17 protein-coding genes are annotated in these 18,682 nt (G+C 71.1%); 8 read left to right on the forward strand and 9 right to left on the reverse strand.

Annotation, left to right across the window (positions count from 1 at the left end; all coding sequences use genetic code 11):
• Positions 1–8: 8 nt before the first annotated feature.
• The 3 genes from Vau01_RS40950 to Vau01_RS40960 are packed head-to-tail and all read right to left on the reverse strand — an operon-like array spanning position 9 to position 3,191.
• Positions 9–1,169, reverse strand: coding sequence for a thiolase family protein (locus Vau01_RS40950; protein WP_204005226.1), 1,161 nt, complete (start codon positions 1,167–1,169; stop codon positions 9–11).
• The gene (locus Vau01_RS40955) at positions 1,166–2,218 is read right to left on the reverse strand and encodes a thiolase family protein (protein WP_204005227.1); all 1,053 of its coding nucleotides are present in this window, start codon (positions 2,216–2,218) and stop codon (positions 1,166–1,168) included. The genes Vau01_RS40950 and Vau01_RS40955 overlap by 4 nt, the downstream gene beginning before the upstream one ends.
• Positions 2,219–2,225: 7 nt before the next feature.
• Positions 2,226–3,191 carry a Zn-ribbon domain-containing OB-fold protein gene (locus tag Vau01_RS40960; protein ID WP_204005228.1) on the reverse strand — a complete coding sequence of 322 codons (966 nt, stop codon included), beginning with the start codon at positions 3,189–3,191 and terminating at the stop codon, positions 2,226–2,228.
• Positions 3,192–3,281: 90 nt separating this feature from the next.
• Between Vau01_RS40960 and Vau01_RS40965 the strand changes: the two genes are divergently transcribed.
• From Vau01_RS40965 to Vau01_RS40975, 3 genes are all read left to right on the forward strand, one after another.
• A complete protein-coding gene (locus Vau01_RS40965) occupies positions 3,282–4,829 on the forward strand; it encodes an acyl-CoA synthetase (RefSeq protein ID WP_204005229.1) in 1,548 nt (515 codons plus the stop codon).
• A gap of 398 nt (positions 4,830–5,227) precedes the next feature.
• Positions 5,228–5,572: a hypothetical protein gene (locus Vau01_RS40970; protein ID WP_204005230.1), complete on the forward strand. Its 345-nt coding sequence runs from the start codon at positions 5,228–5,230 to the stop codon at positions 5,570–5,572.
• 34 nt (positions 5,573–5,606) lie between these two features.
• Positions 5,607–6,692: a glycosyltransferase gene (locus tag Vau01_RS40975; RefSeq protein ID WP_204005231.1), complete on the forward strand. Its 1,086-nt coding sequence runs from the start codon at positions 5,607–5,609 to the stop codon at positions 6,690–6,692.
• A 1-nt stretch (position 6,693) separates the two neighbouring features.
• Here the strand turns inward: Vau01_RS40975 and Vau01_RS40980 are convergent, their stop codons facing one another.
• Complete coding sequence (locus tag Vau01_RS40980) at positions 6,694–7,488, reverse strand: crotonase/enoyl-CoA hydratase family protein (RefSeq protein ID WP_204005232.1); 795 nt, start codon at positions 7,486–7,488, stop codon at positions 6,694–6,696.
• 55 nt (positions 7,489–7,543) lie between these two features.
• On the opposite strand from Vau01_RS40980, the gene Vau01_RS40985 reads away from it, so the two are divergent.
• Genes Vau01_RS40985 through Vau01_RS40995 form a run of 3 tightly spaced genes read left to right on the forward strand, consistent with a single transcriptional unit; the run spans position 7,544 to position 10,711 of the window.
• Entirely contained in the window at positions 7,544–9,151 is a 1,608-nt protein-coding gene (locus Vau01_RS40985; RefSeq protein ID WP_204005234.1) for an acyl-CoA synthetase, read from the forward strand.
• A gap of 13 nt (positions 9,152–9,164) precedes the next feature.
• Positions 9,165–10,274, forward strand: a complete 1,110-nt coding sequence (locus tag Vau01_RS40990) for an NAD(P)H-dependent flavin oxidoreductase (RefSeq protein ID WP_204005236.1) — start codon at positions 9,165–9,167, stop codon at positions 10,272–10,274.
• Positions 10,271–10,711 carry an SRPBCC domain-containing protein gene (locus tag Vau01_RS40995; RefSeq protein WP_204005238.1) on the forward strand — a complete coding sequence of 147 codons (441 nt, stop codon included), beginning with the start codon at positions 10,271–10,273 and terminating at the stop codon, positions 10,709–10,711. The genes Vau01_RS40990 and Vau01_RS40995 overlap by 4 nt, the downstream gene beginning before the upstream one ends.
• Here the strand turns inward: Vau01_RS40995 and Vau01_RS41000 are convergent.
• Together Vau01_RS41000 and Vau01_RS41005 are read right to left on the reverse strand one after the other, a co-directional pair.
• Positions 10,686–11,771 (reverse strand): acyl-CoA dehydrogenase family protein, encoded by a 1,086-nt coding sequence (locus tag Vau01_RS41000; RefSeq protein WP_204005239.1) that lies wholly within the window; start codon positions 11,769–11,771, stop codon positions 10,686–10,688. The genes Vau01_RS40995 and Vau01_RS41000 overlap by 26 nt on opposite strands.
• A gap of 9 nt (positions 11,772–11,780) precedes the next feature.
• The gene (locus Vau01_RS41005; RefSeq protein ID WP_204005241.1) at positions 11,781–12,944 is read right to left on the reverse strand and encodes an acyl-CoA dehydrogenase family protein; all 1,164 of its coding nucleotides are present in this window, start codon (positions 12,942–12,944) and stop codon (positions 11,781–11,783) included.
• 107 nt (positions 12,945–13,051) lie between these two features.
• Between Vau01_RS41005 and Vau01_RS41010 the strand changes: the two genes are divergently transcribed.
• A complete protein-coding gene (locus Vau01_RS41010) occupies positions 13,052–14,560 on the forward strand; it encodes an aldehyde dehydrogenase family protein (RefSeq protein ID WP_204005243.1) in 1,509 nt (502 codons plus the stop codon).
• Between the two features lie 6 nt (positions 14,561–14,566).
• Here Vau01_RS41010 and Vau01_RS41015 read toward each other — a convergent pair whose 3' ends face one another.
• The 3 genes from Vau01_RS41015 to Vau01_RS41025 are packed head-to-tail and all read right to left on the reverse strand — an operon-like array spanning position 14,567 to position 17,809.
• Positions 14,567–15,607 (reverse strand): LLM class F420-dependent oxidoreductase, encoded by a 1,041-nt coding sequence (locus tag Vau01_RS41015; protein ID WP_204005245.1) that lies wholly within the window; start codon positions 15,605–15,607, stop codon positions 14,567–14,569.
• 8 nt (positions 15,608–15,615) lie between these two features.
• On the reverse strand, positions 15,616–16,704 hold the full coding sequence (locus tag Vau01_RS41020) for a porin PorA family protein (protein ID WP_204005247.1): 1,089 nt from the start codon (positions 16,702–16,704) through the stop codon (positions 15,616–15,618).
• Between the two features lie 16 nt (positions 16,705–16,720).
• Entirely contained in the window at positions 16,721–17,809 is a 1,089-nt protein-coding gene (locus tag Vau01_RS41025; protein WP_204005249.1) for a Zn-dependent alcohol dehydrogenase, read from the reverse strand.
• Between the two features lie 103 nt (positions 17,810–17,912).
• On the opposite strand from Vau01_RS41025, the gene Vau01_RS41030 reads away from it, so the two are divergent.
• Positions 17,913–18,674: a glucose 1-dehydrogenase gene (locus Vau01_RS41030; RefSeq protein ID WP_204005251.1), complete on the forward strand. Its 762-nt coding sequence runs from the start codon at positions 17,913–17,915 to the stop codon at positions 18,672–18,674.
• Positions 18,675–18,682 lie beyond the last annotated feature (8 nt).

Raw genomic sequence — 18,682 nt, forward strand, 5'->3', positions numbered from 1 at the left:
AGACCCCCTCAGGCCTGCGGGGTGGTTCCGACCACCCACATCGAGAAGAACTGGGACCCGCCGCCGTACGCGTGTCCCAGGGCCGTTCTGACGTCCGCGACCTGGTGCTCGCCCGCGCGTCCCATCACCTGCATCGCCGCCTCGGCGAAGCGCAGCAGTCCGGACGCGCCGATCGGGTTCGAACAGAGCACCCCGCCGGACGGGTTGACCGGCAGCGCGCCGCCGATGCGCGTCTCGCCGGACTCGGTGAGCTTCCAGCCCTCGCCCGGTGCCGCGAAGCCGAGGTTCTCCAACCACATCGGCTCGAACCACGAGAACGGCACGTAGATCTCGGCGGCGTCGATCTGGTCGAGCGGGTCGGTGATCCCGGCGTCGCGCCACAGCGCCTCGGCCGCCTCGCGTCCGGCGCGCGGGCTCACGTGATCCTTGCCGGCGAACATCGTCGGCTCGGTACGCATCGCGGTCGCCCGGATCCAGGCCACCTGGCGGTCGCTCGCCTCGGCCGCCTCCTGGTCGCCGATGACGACCGCGCAGGCGCCGTCGGACGACGGGCACGTCTCGTCGTAGCGGACCGGGTCCCAGAGCATCGTGGACGCGCGGACCGACTCCAGCGTGATCTCCGGCTGGCGCAGGTGCGCGTGCGGGTTCAGCGCGCCGTTGCGGCGGTCCTTGACGGCGACCATCGCGCCCACGTGCGACGGTGCGCCGGACCGGCGGATGTAGGAGCGGATGTGCGGCGCGAAGTAGCCGCCCGCGCCGGCGTTGACCGGCATCGTGAACGGGGGAGCGATGGACAGCGCCCACATCGCGTTCGACTCCGACTGCTTCTCGAACGCGACCGCCAGCACCCGCTTGTGGACACCGGCGCGCACCAGGCTGCTCGCCACGACCGCGGTCGAGCCGCCGACGGAGCCCGCGGTGTGCACCCGCAGCAGCGGCCGGCCGGTGGCGCCGATCGCGTCGGCGAGGAACAGTTCGGGCATCATGACGCCCTCGAACAGGTCCGGTGCCTTGCCGAGCACGACGGCGTCGATCTGCGGCCAGTCGACGCCCGCGTCGGCGAGCGCGCGGTCGATCGCCTCGCGGCAGAGGCCCGCCATCGAGACGTCGAGGCGCTTGCTGCGGTGGTCCGTCTGCCCCGTTCCGAGGACGGCCGCGCGGATGCTCATCGGGCCTCCATGACACACACGAGGTTCTGTTGCAGGGCCGGTCCGCTGGTGGCGTGTCCCAGCGCGCGGTCCGCGCGTCCGGCGGTGACCTCCCGCGCGGCGTGACCGATGCGGCTCAGTCCCGCCGCGAACATCGGGTTGGCGCACAGCGCCCCGCCGGACGGGTTGATCCTGACGTCGTCGCCCAGGCCGAGTGCGCGCGCCAGCAGGATCTCCTGGTGCGTGAACGGCGCGTGCAGTTCGGCGGTGTCGACGTCGGTCGCGCCGGCGGCCTCGCCGGCTGCTTTGGTGGACGCGGACGTGGTCAGGTCGCGCTGGCCGAGGCCGGGCGACTCGACGCGGTGCGCGAACCCGGAGATCCACGCGGGCCGCGGGCTCAGCCGTCGGGCGGTGTCGCCGGCGGCGAGAATCACCGCGGCCGCGCCGTCGCCGACCGGCGCGCAGTCGTGCGCCCGCAGCGGATCGGCGACGTAGGGCTCGTCGAGCAGGTCGTCCACTGTGGACCCGCCGGAGATCTGCGCCGCCGGGTTGGTGCGCGCGGATTCGCGGCTGCGCGCGGCGACCGCGGCCATCTCCCGCTCGCTGTACAGGCCGGCCTCCAGGCCCAGCCGGGCCTGCAGCGCCGCGATGCTCACCGAGTCGGGCCACAGCGGGGCGAGGACGTACGGGTCGAGTTGCAGGGCCAGGACCCGGCGGAGGTGACCGGCCGACGACTTGCCGAACCCGTACACGAGCGCGGTGTCGGCCTCGCCGGTGAGGAGCTTCACGTAGGCCTCGTAGAGCGCGAACGCGCCGTCCATCTCGACGTGCGACTCGACGATCGGCGGGAACGCGCCGATCGCGTCGACCGCGGAGACGAACGAGAACGCCCGCCCGGCCAGGTAGTCCGACGAGCCGGAGCACCAGAACCCGATGTCCTGTTTGGACAGTCCGGTGGCGGCGAGCACCTCCTGGAACACCGGTACGAGCATCTCCACGCCGTTGGTGGTGGTCACGCCGTGCCGCAGGCACGGCGCCTCCGCGAAACCGACGACGGCAACGTCAATCACGTGAACCTCACAGGTGGTGCGCGTACGACTCGTACGACGCGTCGGGCTCGCCGCTGGGCCGGAAGTGGTCGATGTTCTCGGGCGTGGTGCCCCACTCCGCACGGGGTTTCCAGACCGCCTCGACCCGCATCCCCATCCGCACCTCGTCGGCCGGGCAGCCGAGGATCAGGTGCTGCAGCGGGATGTCGGCGCCGTCGATCAGCACCTGCGCCGCCACGTACGGCGGCTTCACGCGCTGTCCGGCGAACGGGACGTTGACGACACAGAACGTGGTCACCGTGCCCGTGCTCGGCAGTTCGACCTCGTCGGTGGTGGGCACGCCGTCGGCCGGGCAGGCGCCGCGCGGGGGGATGTAGACCTTGCCGCAGACCGGGCAGCGCTGCCCGAGCAGCCGGCCCTCGGCGAGGCCGCGCAGGTACCGCGTCTCCTCGGGCGACACCATGTGCGTGTAGCTCAGGTGGATCGGCGTCGTCACACTCGTCACGTCGGAAACGGCCGCATTGCCGGGATCCACGGCCGTGTCCCCGGGCTCGAAGCACTCGATGTCGCGGATGTGGCCGACCGGTTCGGCCGCCCACCGCACCCGCACCCGCATCCCGGTGCGCATCCGGTCCTTGTCGCCGGCGTCGACCGCGTGCAGCATCGCGGTGTCGGCGCCGTCGAGCCGGATGAGGGCCCAGGCGAACGGATGCGTGAGCGGCTGGCCGTCGACCGGGTGCGCGAGCCACGTCCAGGTGACCACGGTGCCGACGGGGGAGACCTCGACCAGTTCGGTCAACGGCGCGTGGGTGACCGGGTCGTACTCCAGCGGCGGCGCGTGCACGCGTCCGTCGGAACCGCGCGAGCCGAGGATCCGGCGGCCGGCGAGAGCGGTCATGAACCTGCTGAGGACGGGTCCCAGCGACCGGGTGTAGTCGAAGCCGATGTTCAGCGGGGCGCTGAGTGCGGTTGCCACGGGCGGGGCGGTCTCCACGCAGAACAGTGAAACACGTTCTAGAATTTGGAGCAATGACGTGACGGCGACGCCTTGTCACTGAATAGAACGCGTTATACATTCACGGGCGTGACCGCCATCGGACTGTGGGCCATCGCTGGCAGCGATCCGCAGCGGACCGCCGCCGTGGAGCCGGACGGCCGGATCGTGACGTACGCCGAACTCGCCGCCGAGGCCGACCGGATCGGTCGCGGGCTGCGCGCCGCCGGTCTGGGTGTCGGCGACTGCTTCGCCGTCCAGTTGCCCAACAGCGCGGCCATGCTGGCCGCGTTCTTCGCCGCGATCGAGACCGGCCTCTACATCGTGCCGGTCAACTGGCACCTCGTCGGCGCCGAGGTCGCCTACATCCTCAAGGACTGCGCGGCGAAGGCGTTCATCGCGCACGAGCGGTTCGCCGGCACCGCCGTCGAGGCGGCCGACACCGCCGGAATCCCGCCCGCGGCACGGTTCGCGGTCGGGGAGGTCGATGGTTTCCGGCCGTTCGCGGACCTCGGCGCCGGCGGATCGGGCCGGCCCGACGGGCGGACGGCGGGCGCGCCGATGGTCTACACGTCGGGAACGTCGGGACGGCCGAAGGGCGTGCGCCGGCCGCTCACCGGCGCCGATCCCGACCAGCTTCCGCCGAACGCGACGTGGTTCTTCGGAATCTTCGACATGGCGCCGTTCGACGGGCACGTGCACCTGTGCTCGTCGCCGCTGTACCACACGGCGGTGCTCAACTTCGCCACGATCTCCGTCCAGCTGGGACACCCGGTGGTGCTGATGGACCGCTGGGACCCCGAGGAGACGTTGCGCCTCGTCGAGAGGCACCGGGTGACCCACAGCCACATGGTGCCGACCCAGTTCCGGCGGCTGCTCGCATTGCCCGACGATGTCCGCGGCGCGTACGACCTCTCCTCGATGCGCTGCATGATCCACAGTGCGGCGCCGTGCCCGCCCGAGATCAAGCGGCGGATGCTGGAGTGGTGGGGCCCGGTGATCGTCGAGTACTACGCCGCCTCCGAGGGCGGCGGCACCACGATCTTCGCCGAGGAATGGTTGCGGCGCCCCGGATCCGTCGGGCGGCCGTGGCCGGGCTCGCGGGTGCGGGTCCTCGACGACGACGGCAACGACGTACCGACCGGCAGCACCGGCCAGGTCTTCATGCAGATGGGGAGCGCCACGTTCGAGTACCACCGCGACGCCGCGAAGACCAAGGCGTCGCGCGTCGGGGCGATGTTCACGGTCGGCGACATCGGCTACCTGGACGACGAGGGCTACCTGTTCCTGTGCGACCGCCGCAGCGACATGATCATCTCCGGTGGCGTCAACATCTACCCGGCCGAGATCGAGGGCGAACTGCTGTGCCACCCCGACGTCGCGGACGTCGCGGTCTTCGGCATCCCGCACGAGGAGTGGGGCGAGGAGATCAAGGCGGTGGTCCAGCCCGCTGCCGGCGTCGAACCGGGTCCGGCGCTGACCGCGAACCTGCTGGCGTTCCTGGCCGACCGGCTCGCGAAGTTCAAGCTGCCGCGCACCGTCGACTACGTCGACGAGCTTCCGCGCGACCCGAACGGCAAGCTCTACAAGCGACACCTGCGCGACGCCTACTGGAAGGACCGCGAGAGGTCCATCTAGACACCTGCTGAGGTCTGCGACGTTGCGACGTTGTCGCGGACAAATCAGACACCAAACAACGCTAACGTCGCAACGTCCCCGACCCGGATGTCTCCCGAGCCGCAGACGGCTACCCATACCCTGAACCCCCACCATGATCAACTTCACTGGCGGAAACGTGCAGTCGCCCTCTTCGACCACTCGAACCCTGATCCCGAAAGCTGTTTAGCCCCTTCCGCTCCGCGGGCGGGCTCTGGTGGGCGGGCCACGGGGTCGATTCCGGTGGACCCGTCACCTGGACAGGTACCGGACCCGCCACCGGCGTTTGCGCGACACCGCGCCGAGAGCGGGGCGTCAGCGCGCGCTCTTAGGGTTTTCGGCACGGGCACTTCTGCTCCGGATGAATCTGGAGGTATCTCGTGGATGCACAACGTCAGGCGTTTCTGAACGGTACCAAGCGGGCCGTTGCCGCCGCGGTCCTCGCGGGCGGCGCGTTCGTCGGGATGTCGGCCACCGCGGCACACGCGGAACCGTCGCCCGAACCGGCCAGCACGATGATGGACGGCGACTGCTACACCCCGGACTTCGTGCCCTGGGACCACGAAAAGACCTGCAACAACTGGGTGACGTTCATGTTCTACGACTACCAGTACACGTACTCGCCGAACGGGTCGAACGTCCACTGCCACGTCTTCGACGCCAGTTGGTTCGGCTGCGGGGGCTACACCCACGTCGGGCCGAAGACCCGCTGCGGCTTCGTCTGAGATGCCGGGTGCAGCAGGCGTTGACCTGTCCACCGTGATTGTTCTGGCCAGGGACGAGGAACGCTGCATCGCGCGGTGCCTCGACAGCGTCTGCGGTCGCGGGTTCGATGACATCCTGGTGGTGGACACCGGGTCGACGGATGCGACCCCCGGCATCGTCGACGGTTATCGGACCCGCGGCGTCCGGATGCTCCGGCATCCGTGGTCGAACTCCTTCGCCGCGGCGCGGAACGCCGCCGTCGACTGCGTGGCCACCGGTTGGATCGTCTTTCTCGACGCCGACGAGTGGCTCACCGGAGGGTCGGTCCCGGCCCGTCTCGCGGAGCTGTCGCGGTTCGATGACGTGTCCCGCCTCGTGTTCGCGCCGCGGATCGCCGACCGGAACGGATACTCCGGCGACGTCGGGCGCATCTTCCGGGCCGACAGCGCGATCCGTTACAAGGGTGCGGTGCACGAGTACCCGGTGATCGCCGGGGAGCCGGACGAGCCGGTCGGCATCGTCGGCGTCGACATCCGGTTCGACCATGACGGCTACGAGCGGTCCGTCGTCGTCGGGAAGGACAAGCGGCGGCGGAACCTGGACCTGCTCGACATCGCCCGCGCCCGGGATCCGGACAACCCGCGATGGTGGTACTTCACGATCCGCGACGGTCTTCCCGTGCTCGGCCACGCGCAGCTCGTCCGCTCGTGCACGGTCCTGAAGCGGCTGGCGGACACGCCGGTCGCGACCGGTGACGGCCGCAGCGGTCGCGAGTACTACCGCCTCGCCCTAGGGCAGGCGTGCCAGGCGTTCGCCGCCTTCGGCGACTGGACCTCCGTCCACCGGTACCGCGCCGACCTGCCGGACGCGGACGCCCACTACTTCGGCGCGATCGCCGCCCTGGCCCGTGACGTGGTGACCCCGCACGATCTCGTCGGTGCGATCGAGCTGCGCGGCCGCGACGAGCTGGTGGCGGACAGCGTGCTCGATCCGGCCGGCCGGCACCTCGACGCGCTCATCGTCGCGTTGCTGGACCGCGTTCGCGGCGAAGCCGACGCCGAGCGGTACCGGGACATGTGCGACCCGTGGACGGACACGTTCTTCGACGGGTCGCGGCTGCGCCGCCGGCAACCGTTGTGACTCAGCGGTTGCGGAAGTCGGGCCGGCGCTTCTCGAGGAAGGCGCGCGGGCCCTCCTTCGCGTCGTCGCTGCGGAAGACCTCCATGCCGATGCGCGCCTCGATCTTGAACGCGTCGTTCTCGTGCATGCCCTCGGTCTCGCGGATCGTGCGCAGGATCGCCCGCACGGCGACGGGGCCGTTGGCCGCGATCAGCTCGGCCAACTCCAGCGCCTTCGGCAGTGCCTGACCGTCGGGGACGACGTGACCGATGAGGCCGATCTCCTTCGCCTCGGCGGCGCTCAGGTGCCGGCCGGTGAGGAGGATGTCGGCCGCGATCGTGTACGGGATCTGGCGGGGGAGGCGTACGGCCGAGCCGCCCAGCGGGAACAGGCCCCACCGCGCCTCGGACACCCCGAACCGCGCGCTCGCGCCCGCCACCCGAATGTCGGTCGCCTGCAGGATCTCGGTGCCGCCGGCGATCGCCGGCCCCTCCACGGCCGCGATCAACGGCTTGGTGAGGCGGCGGCCCTTCAGCAGCGGCTCGATCGTCGACAGGTCGAACCCGTTGGCGTTGTCGCCGGGGTGCGACCGGGTCATCGCCTTGAGGTCGGCGCCGGCGCAGAACGCGCCGCCCGCGCCGGTGAGGACGCACGCCCGGATGTCGTCGTCGGCATCGACCCGGTTCCAGGCGTCGCGCATGATGGCCATCATCGGACCGGAGAGCGCGTTGCGGGCCTGGGGTCGATTCATGGTGACGATCAGGACCGGCCCGCGTTGCTCGACGAGGGCGTGCGGGGGCTCCGGAACGTCGTCCACAGTCTCTCCTCGGGAAGGGCTTGTCCGAGACGATAACACGTTCTAGTTTCTAGCCATGGTGGCCAACATTGCCGATCTGTTCGAGCATGCGGCTGACCTATTTCCACAGCGTCTGGCGGTCGCCTGCGACGACACCGAAGCGACCTTCGGACAGCTGGAGGAGCGGGCCAACCGCCTAGCGCACCACCTGGCCGGACGCGGTGTCGGCCCGGGAACCCACGTCGGCGTGTACGCACGCAACTCGATCAGCTTCGTCGAGAGCCTGATCGCCGCGTACAAGTGTCGAGCGGTACCGATCAACGTCAACTACCGGTACGTCGAGAACGAGTTACGGTATCTGTTCCGCGACGCGGACATCGCGGCGCTGGTGCACGACCGCCGGTTCGCCGACCGGGTGGCCAACGTGCTGCCCGACGTGCCCGGCCTCGACACCGTCCTCGTCGTCGACGACGGGAGCGACGCCGACTACGAGCGCTACGGCGGGGTGGCGTACGAGGACGCGTTGGCGGCGGCGTCACCCGACCGCGACTTCGCCCCGCGGTCACCCGACGACATCTACATGCTCTACACCGGCGGTACGACCGGCTATCCGAAGGGCGTCATCTGGCGGCACGAGGACGTGTGGCGGGTGCTCGGCGGCGGCATCGACTTCCTCACCGGCCTCCCGATGGAGGACGAGTGGGCGCAGTCCAAGCGCGGGCAGGAGATCGGCGGGCTGGTCCGGCTCTGCCTGGCGCCGCTGATGCACGGCAACGCGCAGTGGGCGGCGCTCGCATCGCTCTTCACCGGTGACTCCGTCGTGCTGATGCCGAAGTTCGACCCGGACGAGATCTGGCGCACCGTCGAGCGCCGGAAGGTCAACGTCGTCGTGCTCATCGGCGACGCGATGGCCCGTCCGCTGATCGAGACCTACCTCAAGGGCGGCTACGACGCGTCGTCGGTGGGCTTCATCTCCAGCAGCGCGGCGCTGTTCTCGCCGACGGTCAAGAGCCAGTACCTGCAGACGTTCCCGAACGTGATGATCACGGACGCGATCGGCTCGTCGGAGACCGGGTTCATGGGCATCGGCCTCGTCTCCGCCGACGACGAGCCGACCGAGGGCGGCCCGCGGGTGATGGCGGGTCCGCAGACGACCGTCATCGACGAGTACGGGCGCGTCGCGGCGCCGGGCGTCGTCGGCCGGCTGGCGCGCGGCGGGCACGTCCCGCTCGGGTACTACAAGGACCCGGCGAAGACCGCCGAGCTTCTGACCGAAGTGGACGGTGTGCGCTACTCGATGCCCGGCGACTTCGCCCGAATCGAGGAGGACGGCACGATCACGTTGCTCGGCCGCGGGAACACGTGCATCAACACCGGTGGCGAGAAGGTGTTTCCGGAAGAGGTCGAGGGTGCGCTGAAGTCGCATCCGGACGTCTTCGACGTCATCGTGGTCGGGCTGCCCGACGAGCTTCTGGGGCAACAGATCGGCGCGCTGGTGCAGCCGCGCGAGGGCAGCGCCCCGGACCGGGCCGGGCTGGAGGCGCACGTGCGGGAGCAGCTGGCCGGGTACAAGGTCCCGCGCACCATCTGGTTGGTGGAGCAGATCACCCGGACCCCCAGCGGCAAGGCCGACTTCCGCTGGGCGAAGCAGTACGCCCAGGAACACGCCGGCGAAGCCATATAAAACGGAGGACATTGTGCGGACCGCGCTGTGCTCGCTGCTCGACATCGAGCACCCGATCGTCGGGTTCACCCCGTCCGAACACGTCGCGGCGGCGATCAGCCGCGCCGGTGGGCTCGGTGTGCTCGGGTGCGTGCGGTTCAACGATCCGGCCGAACTCGACGAGGCGCTGACATGGCTCGACGGGAACACCGACGGGCGGCCGTACGGCGTCGACGTGGTGATGCCCACCCGGGTACCGACCGAGGGCACGGCGGCCGACCTGGACAAGCTGATCCCGGCCGGTCACCGCGACTTCGTCGAGAGCACGCTGACGAAGCTGGGCGTGCCGCCGCTGCCCGACGACGACTCACCGGCCCGTGACGGGGTGCTCGGCTGGCTGCACTCCGTCGCCCGGTCGCACGTCGAGGTCGCGCTGGCGCACCGGCCACGGCTGATCGCCAACGCGCTCGGGCCGCCGCCGCCGGACGTCATCGAACAGGCGCACGCGCACGGCCTGGTCGTGGCGGCGCTCGCGGGCCGGGCGGCGCACGCCCGGGCACAGGTGGCCAGCGGCGTCGATCTCGTGGTGGCGCAGGGCTACGAGGCCGGCGGTCACACCGGCGAGATCGCCAGCATGGTGCTCGTCCCCGAGGTCGTCGACGAGGTCGGCGGGTCCGTGCCCGTCCTCGCGGCCGGCGGGATCGGCTGCGGGCGCCAGATCGCGGCGGCGCTCGCGCTCGGCGCGGCCGGCGTCTGGATGGGCTCCTGCTGGCTCACCACGGAGGAGTACGTCATCGGCACCGCGATGCCGGCGCTGCGGGAGGCGTTGCTGGCGGCCGGATCCAGCGACACGGTGCGGTCGCGGATCTACTCCGGCAAGCCGGCCCGCCTGCTGCGCAACCGGTGGACGGGCGCGTGGGAGGAGTCCGGCGCGCCCGCGCCGCTGCCGATGCCGTTGCAGAACCTGTTGGTGAGCGAGGCGCACCGCCGCCTGATGGAATCCGGCGACCCGTCCGTGGTACCGATGCCGGTCGGGCAGATCGTGGGGCGGATGAACGACGTCCGGCCGGTCGCCGACGTGATGGCGACGCTCGTGGCCGAGGCCGGTGAGACGCTGAAACGGCTCGGGGAGCTTCACCCGTGACGCTCGTGGAGGCCGACGTCGTCATCGACGCGCCGGCCGAGGACGTGTGGCGCGTGATGCTCGACCTCGACAACTATCCACAGTGGAATCCGTTCATCGAGCGCGTCGAGCGGCCGGCCGATCGCGAGGCGCGGGTCGGCGACCTGCTCACGCTGCACGTGCGGTTCAAGAACGGGCGGACCGCGACGAGTCGCGAACGGATCTCCCGGCTGGAACCCCTGACCCTGCTGGAGTACGGGTACACCGGCTGGCTGCACGACACCGGCCTGATCCGCGGCAGCCGCATCCAGCGGTTGTCGCCGGCCGCCGGCGGCGCCACCCGGTACCACACCGAGGAGCGGCTCCGCGGCCCGCTCACGTTCCTGATCGACCGGGCGGTGGCGGACGGCTTCCGCCGCCACGCCGCCGCGCTCAAGGAGTTCGTGGAGTCCCGCTAGCCAGCGCGGCGCCGATCTGTCGCAACTGGACGGTGGCGCCGCCGAGGGCGAACTCGTGGTGCTTCGCCGCGAGGAAGTAGCGGTGCAGGGTGTGGTCGACGTCGATGCCGACGCCGCCGTGGACGTGCACCGCCGTGTGGGCGACCCGGTGCCCGGCGTCGGCGGCCCAGAACTTGGCCGTCGCGACCTCGGTGGAGCAGGGCAGGCCCTCCTGGACGCGCCACGCCGCCTGCCACAGCGTCAACCGGATCGCCTCGACGTCGATGTACGCGTCGGCCAGCCGCTGCGCGACCGCCTGGAACGTGCCGATCGGCTTGCCGAACTGCACCCGCGTGCGGGCGTACTCGGCGGTCTGTTCCAGCATCCGCTCGGTGACGCCCAACTGCAGCGCGCACAGCCCGACCGTCGCCCGCGTGCGCAGCCATCCGGCGACATCGTCGCCCGTGAGCAACCGGTCGGCCGGAAGCTCCACATCGGACAGTTCCAGCCAGCCGGCGCCCTCGCCGCCGGTGACCCGCTGCGGCTCGACCTCGACGCCGGTGTCGGACGGCGCGACCAGGAACACGCCGGCGTCGGTCGGTACGAGAACGAGGTCGGCGTACGGCGCGGCGGGCACGACCGGTACCGCGCCGTTGAGCGTCCAGGAATCGCCGGCGCGGGCGGCGGTGACCCGGCCCTCGTCGCTCAGCGCGGCGGTCAGCACGAGGTCGCCGCGTGCGGCGGGGACGGCCCAGCGGGCGACCTGGTCGGCGTCGCCGAACCGGGCCACCCCGGCCGCGGCGGTGACGATCGTCGACAGGTACGGCACCGGCGCGACGGCGCGGCCGAGTTCGATCAGCACGGCGCACTGTTCGAGCAGGCCGTAGCCGTCGCCGCCGGCCTCCGCCGGCAGGGCGGCGGCGAGCACGCCCGCCTTCGCCAGGTCGGTCCACAGTGGCCGGTCGAACGGCTGGTCCCCGGTCTCGATCTCGCGGAGCCGGTCGGGGGTGACGCGGTCGGCGAGGATGCCGCGGGTGAGCGCGGAGAGGTCGTGGAACGCCTCGGGCAACGCGAAGTCCACAGTGGCTCCTTAACGACGGGCGGCGGGGAGGCCGAGGCCGGCGAACGCGATGATGTCGCGCTGGACCTCGTTGGTGCCGCCGCCGAACGTGAGGATCAGCGCGGCGCGGTGCATGCGTTCGATCCGGCCGTGCAGCAGCGCGCCCCGCGAGCCGTGACGCACCGCGGCGTTGGCGCCCAGCACCTCCATCAGCAGCCGGTAGGCCTCGATGGCGAACTCGGTGCCGTAGACCTTGGTGGCCGAGGCGGCGGCCGGACCCGGCGAACCCTGCGGGTCGGACGCGAGCCGCCAGTTGAACAGCTTGAGGAACTCGGCCTTCGCGTGCACGCGGGCCAGGTGCGTCCGCACCCACTCGTGCTCGATGGCGCCGGTCTCGTGCGCCCACTCCGTCACCGACGCCAGCGCCGTGATGACCGGCGCGGCCGAGGTGAGCGCGACCCGTTCGTGGTTGAGCTGGTTGGTGATCAGCGGCCAGCCCTGGTTCTCGGTGCCGATCAGCGCGTCAGCGGGTACCCGGACGTCGGTGTAGTACGTGGCGCTGGTGCTGGGACCGGCGACGGTGCGCACCGGTGTCCACGAGAACCCGGGTGTGTCGGTGGGCACGACGAGGATCGACAGGCCCTTGTGCTTCGGCGCGTCGGGGTCGGTGCGGCAGGCGAGCCAGACGTAGTCGGCGTGCTGGATGAGGCTCGTCCACATCTTCTGGCCGTTGATGAGGTACCCGTCGCCGTCGCGGACGGCGCGGGTGCGCAACGAGGCGAGGTCGGTGCCGGCCTCCGGTTCCGAGTAGCCGATCGAGAAATGGATCTCGCCCGCCGCGATCCGGGGCAGGTAGAACGCGCGTTGCTCCGGCGTGCCGAACCGCATGATGGTCGGCCCGATCGTGTTGAGCGTCAGGAACGGGACGGGGACGCCGGCGGCCGCCGCCTCGTCGGTGAAGATGAGCTGGTCGACCGCCGATCGTCCGCCGCCGCCGAACTCCGTTGGCCAGCCGAGCGTCAGCCAGCCGTCGGCGCCGAGCTTCCGCACGACGTCGCGGTAGGCCGTGCCGTCGCCGTATTCGCCATCGACCGGATTGAGCTCCGCGCGCAGCGATGGGGTCATCAGGCCGGCGAAGTACGCCCGTAGTTCCTCGCGGAGGTGCTCCTGCGCGGGCGTGTAGCCGATGTGCACGTGCGCCTCCCGAACGGCGACAGCAAGTAGAACTTGTTCTAGAACTATAGCGAAGTTCGGCGTAATCTCGTCCCGGTAGAACGCGTTCTATTCGCTTGGGGTGCCGGATGTCTCTCTCGATCAAGACGGCGCGCGATGCCGTCGGACTCACCGCCGGACAGCTTTTCGTCGACGGGCAATGGGGTCCCGCGGCCGACGGGCGCACCTGGAGCCACCTGCACCCGGCGACCGGCGAGGAGGTGGGCGAGTTCGCGGTGGCCGGAGTCGAGGACGTCGACCGCGCGGTGCGCGCCGCCCGCACGGCGTTCGACGAGGGACCGTGGCCGCGCACCCGCGCCAAGGAACGCATCCGCGTGCTGCGCCGCGCCGCCGACCTGATCCGCGAGCACTCCGACGAGCTGCTGCGGCTGCAGGCGCTCGACAACAGCGTCCCGTTGTCGTTCGGGTTCGTCTACGCGATGTCGGCGGAGTGCGCGGCCGACATCTTCGACCACCACGCGGGGTGGATCGACAAGCTCGGCGGCACCACGCTCCCCGCGTACCAGGGCGGCGACCACCTGACGATGACGCTGCGCGAACCCGTCGGCGTGGTGGCGGCGGTGATCCCCTGGAACGGTCCGCTGCTGCTGGCCGCGCAGAAGCTCGCGCCGGCGCTGGCGTCCGGGTGCACGGTGGTGCTCAAGCCGTCGGAGTACGCGACGTTCGCCGCGCTGCGCCTGGTACGCCTGCTCGAGGAGGCGGGTGTGCCGGCGGGCGTGCTCAACGTCGTCACCGGGCCCGGCGAACCGACCGGCGACGCGCTCATCAACCACCCGATGGTCGACAAGATCACGTTCACCGGCAGCCGCGCGGTCGGCCACCGGGTGATGCAGGCAGCCGCGACGAGCTTCAAGCGGGTGAGCCTGGAACTCGGCGGCAAGAGCCCGGCGCTCGTCTTCGGCGACGCCGACGTGTACTCCGCCGCGGCCACCACGATGGGCACCGTGACGCTGGGCCTGTCCGGACAGGTGTGCCTGGCACAGACCCGCGCGCTGGTGCACCGTGACGTCTACGACCAGTTCCTCGGGATCGCCGAGGGAATGACCGCGATGGTGAACTACGGCGACCCGTTCGATCCCGCCACCACCGCGTCACCGCTCATCAACCCGCGGCAGCTCGACCGCGTGCTCGGCTACATCGCCCGCGGCCAGGAGGAGGGCGCCCGCCTGGTGTGCGGCGGCCAGCGCGGCGACGGCGACCTGGCGGCTGGCAACTTCGTCACGCCGACGCTCTTCGCCGACGCGACCAACGACATGACGATCGCCCGCGAGGAGATCTTCGGACCCGTGCTCGTCGCCGTGCCGTTCACCGACGAGGACGAGGCCGTCCGCCTCGCCAACGACACCCAGTACGGCCTCGCCGCGACCGTGTGGACCACCGACGTCAAGCGCGCCATGCGGATGGCGAAGGCGGTGCGCGCCGGCACGGTGGGCATCAACGGCTACCAGCTGGAGCCGCACGCCGAGTTCGGCGGCTTCCGCCAGTCCGGAATGGGCCGCGAGGGTGGCCGCACCGCGTTCGAGGCCTACACCGAGGTAAAGACGGTCCTGGTCCCGACGACCGAAGAGATGATGTAGCGCGTTCTACAGGAGGTCGCGGAGGCGGCTCACGGCCGCCACGCGTTCCGACGGGGTTTCCGCGAGTGGGGACACCAGCAGGGTCGTCACGCCGGCGGCCGCGTATGCCGCCAGGCGGTCCTTCACCCAGACGGCGGGGCCGACCAGCGCGGTCGACCGGATGAGGTCGTCGGGGACGGCGGCCATCGCCTCGGCGCGGCGGCCGCTCAGGAACAGGTCCTGGATCAGCGTAGCCTCGCGTTCGTAGCCGTAGCGGCGCACCAGTTCGTTGGAGAAGTTGCGCTCGCGCGCGCCCATCCCGCCGATGTAGAGGGCGAGTTGGGCGCGGTGACCGTCCAACATGGACCATGGGTCGTCGGTGATGGCGAACGGGACCGTGGCCAGCACGTCGAGCGGGCCCAGCGACGGGTCGCGCCGGCGGGTGCCGTCGGCGAGCGGTTCGGCCCACACCGACGCGGCCCGGTCGGGGTGGAAGAACAGGGTCCACCACCCCTCCGCGATCTCGGCGGTCATCGCCACGCTGCGCGGGCCGACGGCCGCGAGGATCACCGGGATCCGTTCCCGCACCGGGTGGTTGATGAGCTTCAACGGCTTGCCCAGCCCGGTTCCGCGGTCGGGCGGCAGCGGCAGCTGGTAGTGCCGTCCATTGTGGACGAGCGGTTCCCGGCGCCAGACCTTCCGGCAGATCTCGACCGTCTCGCGCGTGCGGGCCAGCGGCGCGTCGTACGGCACGCCGTGGAAGCCCTCGACCACCTGCGGGCCCGACGCGCCGAGCCCGAGCGAGAACCGGCCGCCGGACACGTAGTCGAGCCCGGCGGCCGTCATCGCCGTGAGCGTGGGCGTGCGCGAGTACAGCTGCACGATGCCCGACGTGAGCTCCATCCGCGTGGTGCGCGCGGCGACGAACCCGAGTTGGCTGACCGCGTCGAAGCTGTAGGCCTCCGGTACGGCGACGATCTCGGCGCCGGCGCGTTCGTGGTCGACGAGTTCGTCGACCGCGGCGGCGAAGCCGGCGCCGCTGTAGCCCAGCATGATCCCGAGGCGCACGCGCGCCCTCAGCCTTCGTCGGCGGCGCCGACGGCCGTCTTGTCGGCGGCGGACGGCGGGGGCGCGGCGGTCGGTCCGGTCACCGTCTCCGGTGGACGCGGTGCGCGCCGCCGCCTCCGCCGCGCCAGAAACACCGGCAGGAGCACCAGCACGATCGCCAGCACGACGAGCAGGAGCGGGATCACCAGCGAGATGAGCGTGAGCCCGCGGGCCGCCTCCGACGCGTCGTCGGTGATGGACTGCACGGTGTCGGGCGCGAACCGCAGGTCGAGCGAGAACACCGACGCCAGCGGGACCACGATCGGACCCACCGCCATGCTCACGTCGACCTTCTGCTTGCGGGCGACGTCGACGACGTAGCCGGTCGCGATGTCGACCCAGAACGTGTTCTCGCCCTCCGCGGAGTAGCTCAGCGGCAACTGGTCGGGCAGCAGCGACTCGTACTGCTTCAGTTGCTGCTGCTGGTCGGGCGGCAGCGTCGGCGCGAACGCGAGCAGCACCGACTTCGGCAGCGCGGTGGGCAGGTCGCCGACGACGGTGGGGTCGCGCAGCGGCCCGGCGGCCTTCATCTCGTACACGTAGGTGTCGCGGCCGGCGTGCTGCTCGGTGCGCACGTACGCGGCGGTGGCGCCGGTGGCCGTCGGGTAGTCCCAGTAGGTGTAGTCGTTCGGCTCGGGCGGGATCGGGAAGCCGACGGTGAGACCCTCGTGCGGTTCCACGGTGACGCCCGCCGGCGCGGGCGCCGCGGCGAGGCTCTTCCGGTCCACCGCGAACGTGTGCTTCGTGGTCGACAGCTTCGCGTTGTCGGGCCCGGTCAACTGGGTCTCGTCGGTGACCACGACGGTCTGCCCGTGCGAGGAGACGACCCGCACGCGCTGCTCCAGGTTCACCGGCACGCCGGTCTTGAACCCGTTGGCCATGTCGCCCTTCAACAGGGCGGCCTGGTCGAGGATGTCGGCCTTGCCGGTGTAGTGCAGCGTGGTGTCGAGGTCGTCGGGAAGCTGCTGGAGACCCGGCACGATCACGAACCGCAGCGTCGCCGCGAAGGCGAGCACGACGACGGCTCCACCCACGAGAAGAACGGTTGATTTACGCACGACTCTTCCCTCCCGATCAGTCTGTGCCGTGGATGACGACCTGGCGGATGACGTCGCCCCGCCCGAGCGCGCCGAGCGCGTCGGCGAGGTCGTCGAGCACCAGCCGGTGTGTGATCATGCCTTCGAGGTCGAGGCGGCCGGCCCGCCACAGGTCGAGCAGGCGCGGGAAGTCGCGCGGCACGTCGGCGGAACCGAACAGCGACGAGAGGATCCGCTTGCCCTCGAACAGCAGCTCGAACGGGCTGAACTCGACCTGGTGCTCGGCCCGGCCGGCGCCCACCACGACCACCGCGCCGCCGCGGCGCGCGGCCGACCAGGCGGTGCGCAGCGTCTGCGGGATCGCGACGACGTCGAAGGCATAGTCGTACCCCTCGCCACCGGTGACCTCGGTGGTGAGGTCGCTGAGGCCGTCCGGGGTCACGGCGTGGGTGGCGCCGAACCGCTTGGCGACCTCGAGCTTGGCCTCCACCGTGTCGACCGCGACGATCGTCGACGCACCGGACAGGCGCGCGCCCTGGATCGCCGAGATGCCCACGCCGCCGCACCCGATGACCACGACCGAGTCGCCGGGCTTCACCTGCGCGGTGTTGATGACCGCGCCGACGCCCGTCATCACCCCGCAGCCGACGAGCGCGGCCACCTCGTACGGCACGTCGTCGCCGATCTTCACCGCGCCCACGCGGGGAACGACGATCTCCTCGGCGAACGCGCCGACGCCGGCCATCCCGAACACGGGGGTGTCGCCGACCATGAAGCGCGGCTGGACGTAGCCCATCATCACGTGCGCCATGCACAGGAACGGCTCGCCGCGCACGCACGACGGGCAGGAGCCGCACGCCGGCAGCCAGTTGGCGATGACGCGGTCGCCGACGGCCAGGTCGTCGACCCCGTCGCCGACCTCGACGACGTCGCCGGCGGCCTCGTGCCCGAGCACCGCGGGTACGGGTTGGGGGAGCCCGCCGTCGCGGGCGGACTGGTCCGAGTGGCACACACCGGTCGCCCGCAACCGGATCCGGACCTCGCCCGGCGCCGGCCCGATGACCGTCACGTCGTCCCGGATCTCGAACTTGTCGGCTCCGATGGATTGGAGTATGGCCGCGCGCATGCGTCTACCTCCAGAATTGAAACTTGTTCTACTCTAGGGTTCCCCCGTATAACCAAGCAAGCGCTACATTTACTGGAACCTGTTGCCACCCGGGAGGAGTCCGATGGGCCGGCTCGACGGGAAGGTCGCTCTGATCACGGGTGGGGCCCGCGGCATGGGCAAGTCGCACGCCCGGCACTTCGTCGCCGAGGGCGCGCGGGTCGTGATCGGCGACGTGCTCGACGACAAGGGCGAGTTCGTCGCGGGCAAGCTCGGCCCCGACCTCTGCCGGTACGTGCATCACGACGTCACCAGCGAGACGGAGTGGGCCGCCGCCGTCGCGGCGACCGTCGACGCGTTCGGGCGCCTCGACATCCTCGTCAACAACGCCGGTGTGCTGACGCACGCGACCATCGCCGAGACGACGCTGGAGGAGTTCCGCCGGGTGCTCGACATCAACCTCGTCGGCTGCTTCCTCGGCGTGAAGGCGGCGATCGCGCCGATGACGGCCGCCGGCGGCGGGTCGATCGTCAACATCTCCTCGATCGAGGGCTTCGCCGGCGCGGCCGGCCTGTCGGCGTACAGCGCGAGCAAGTTCGGGATCCGGGGCGTCACCCGGGCGGCGGCGCAGGAGTTGGGGCACCTCGGCATCCGGGTCAACTCGGTGCACCCGGGCGGTGTGATGACCCGGATGGTGATGGAGTCGGCGAAGTCGTTCACCGGCGTCGATCCGGAACAGTTCATCAAGAACATGCCGATCCCGCGGTTCGCCGAGCCGGTCGAGATCTCGCGGCTGGTCGCGTTCCTCGCCTCCGACGAGGCGTCGTACACCACCGGGGCGGAGTTCGTCGCCGACGGCGGAATCCTCAGCGGCCCGGGCTACTGAGGGAGTAC

The sequence above is a fragment of the Virgisporangium aurantiacum genome (assembly GCF_016863635.1).
GTDB lineage: Bacteria > Actinomycetota > Actinomycetes > Mycobacteriales > Micromonosporaceae > Virgisporangium > Virgisporangium aurantiacum.

Excerpts from the sequence above, each read along its gene's own strand:
- Vau01_RS40985 (WP_204005234.1), top strand. The coding sequence starts at position 7,544 with ATGGTGGCCAACATTGCCGATCTGTTCGAGCATGCGGCTGACCTATTT.
- Vau01_RS40950 (WP_204005226.1), bottom strand. The coding sequence starts at position 1,169 with ATGAGCATCCGCGCGGCCGTCCTCGGAACGGGGCAGACGGACCACCGC.
- Vau01_RS41010 (WP_204005243.1), top strand. The coding sequence starts at position 13,052 with ATGTCTCTCTCGATCAAGACGGCGCGCGATGCCGTCGGACTCACCGCC.
- Vau01_RS41025 (WP_204005249.1), bottom strand. The coding sequence starts at position 17,809 with ATGCGCGCGGCCATACTCCAATCCATCGGAGCCGACAAGTTCGAGATC.
- Vau01_RS41030 (WP_204005251.1), top strand. The coding sequence starts at position 17,913 with ATGGGCCGGCTCGACGGGAAGGTCGCTCTGATCACGGGTGGGGCCCGC.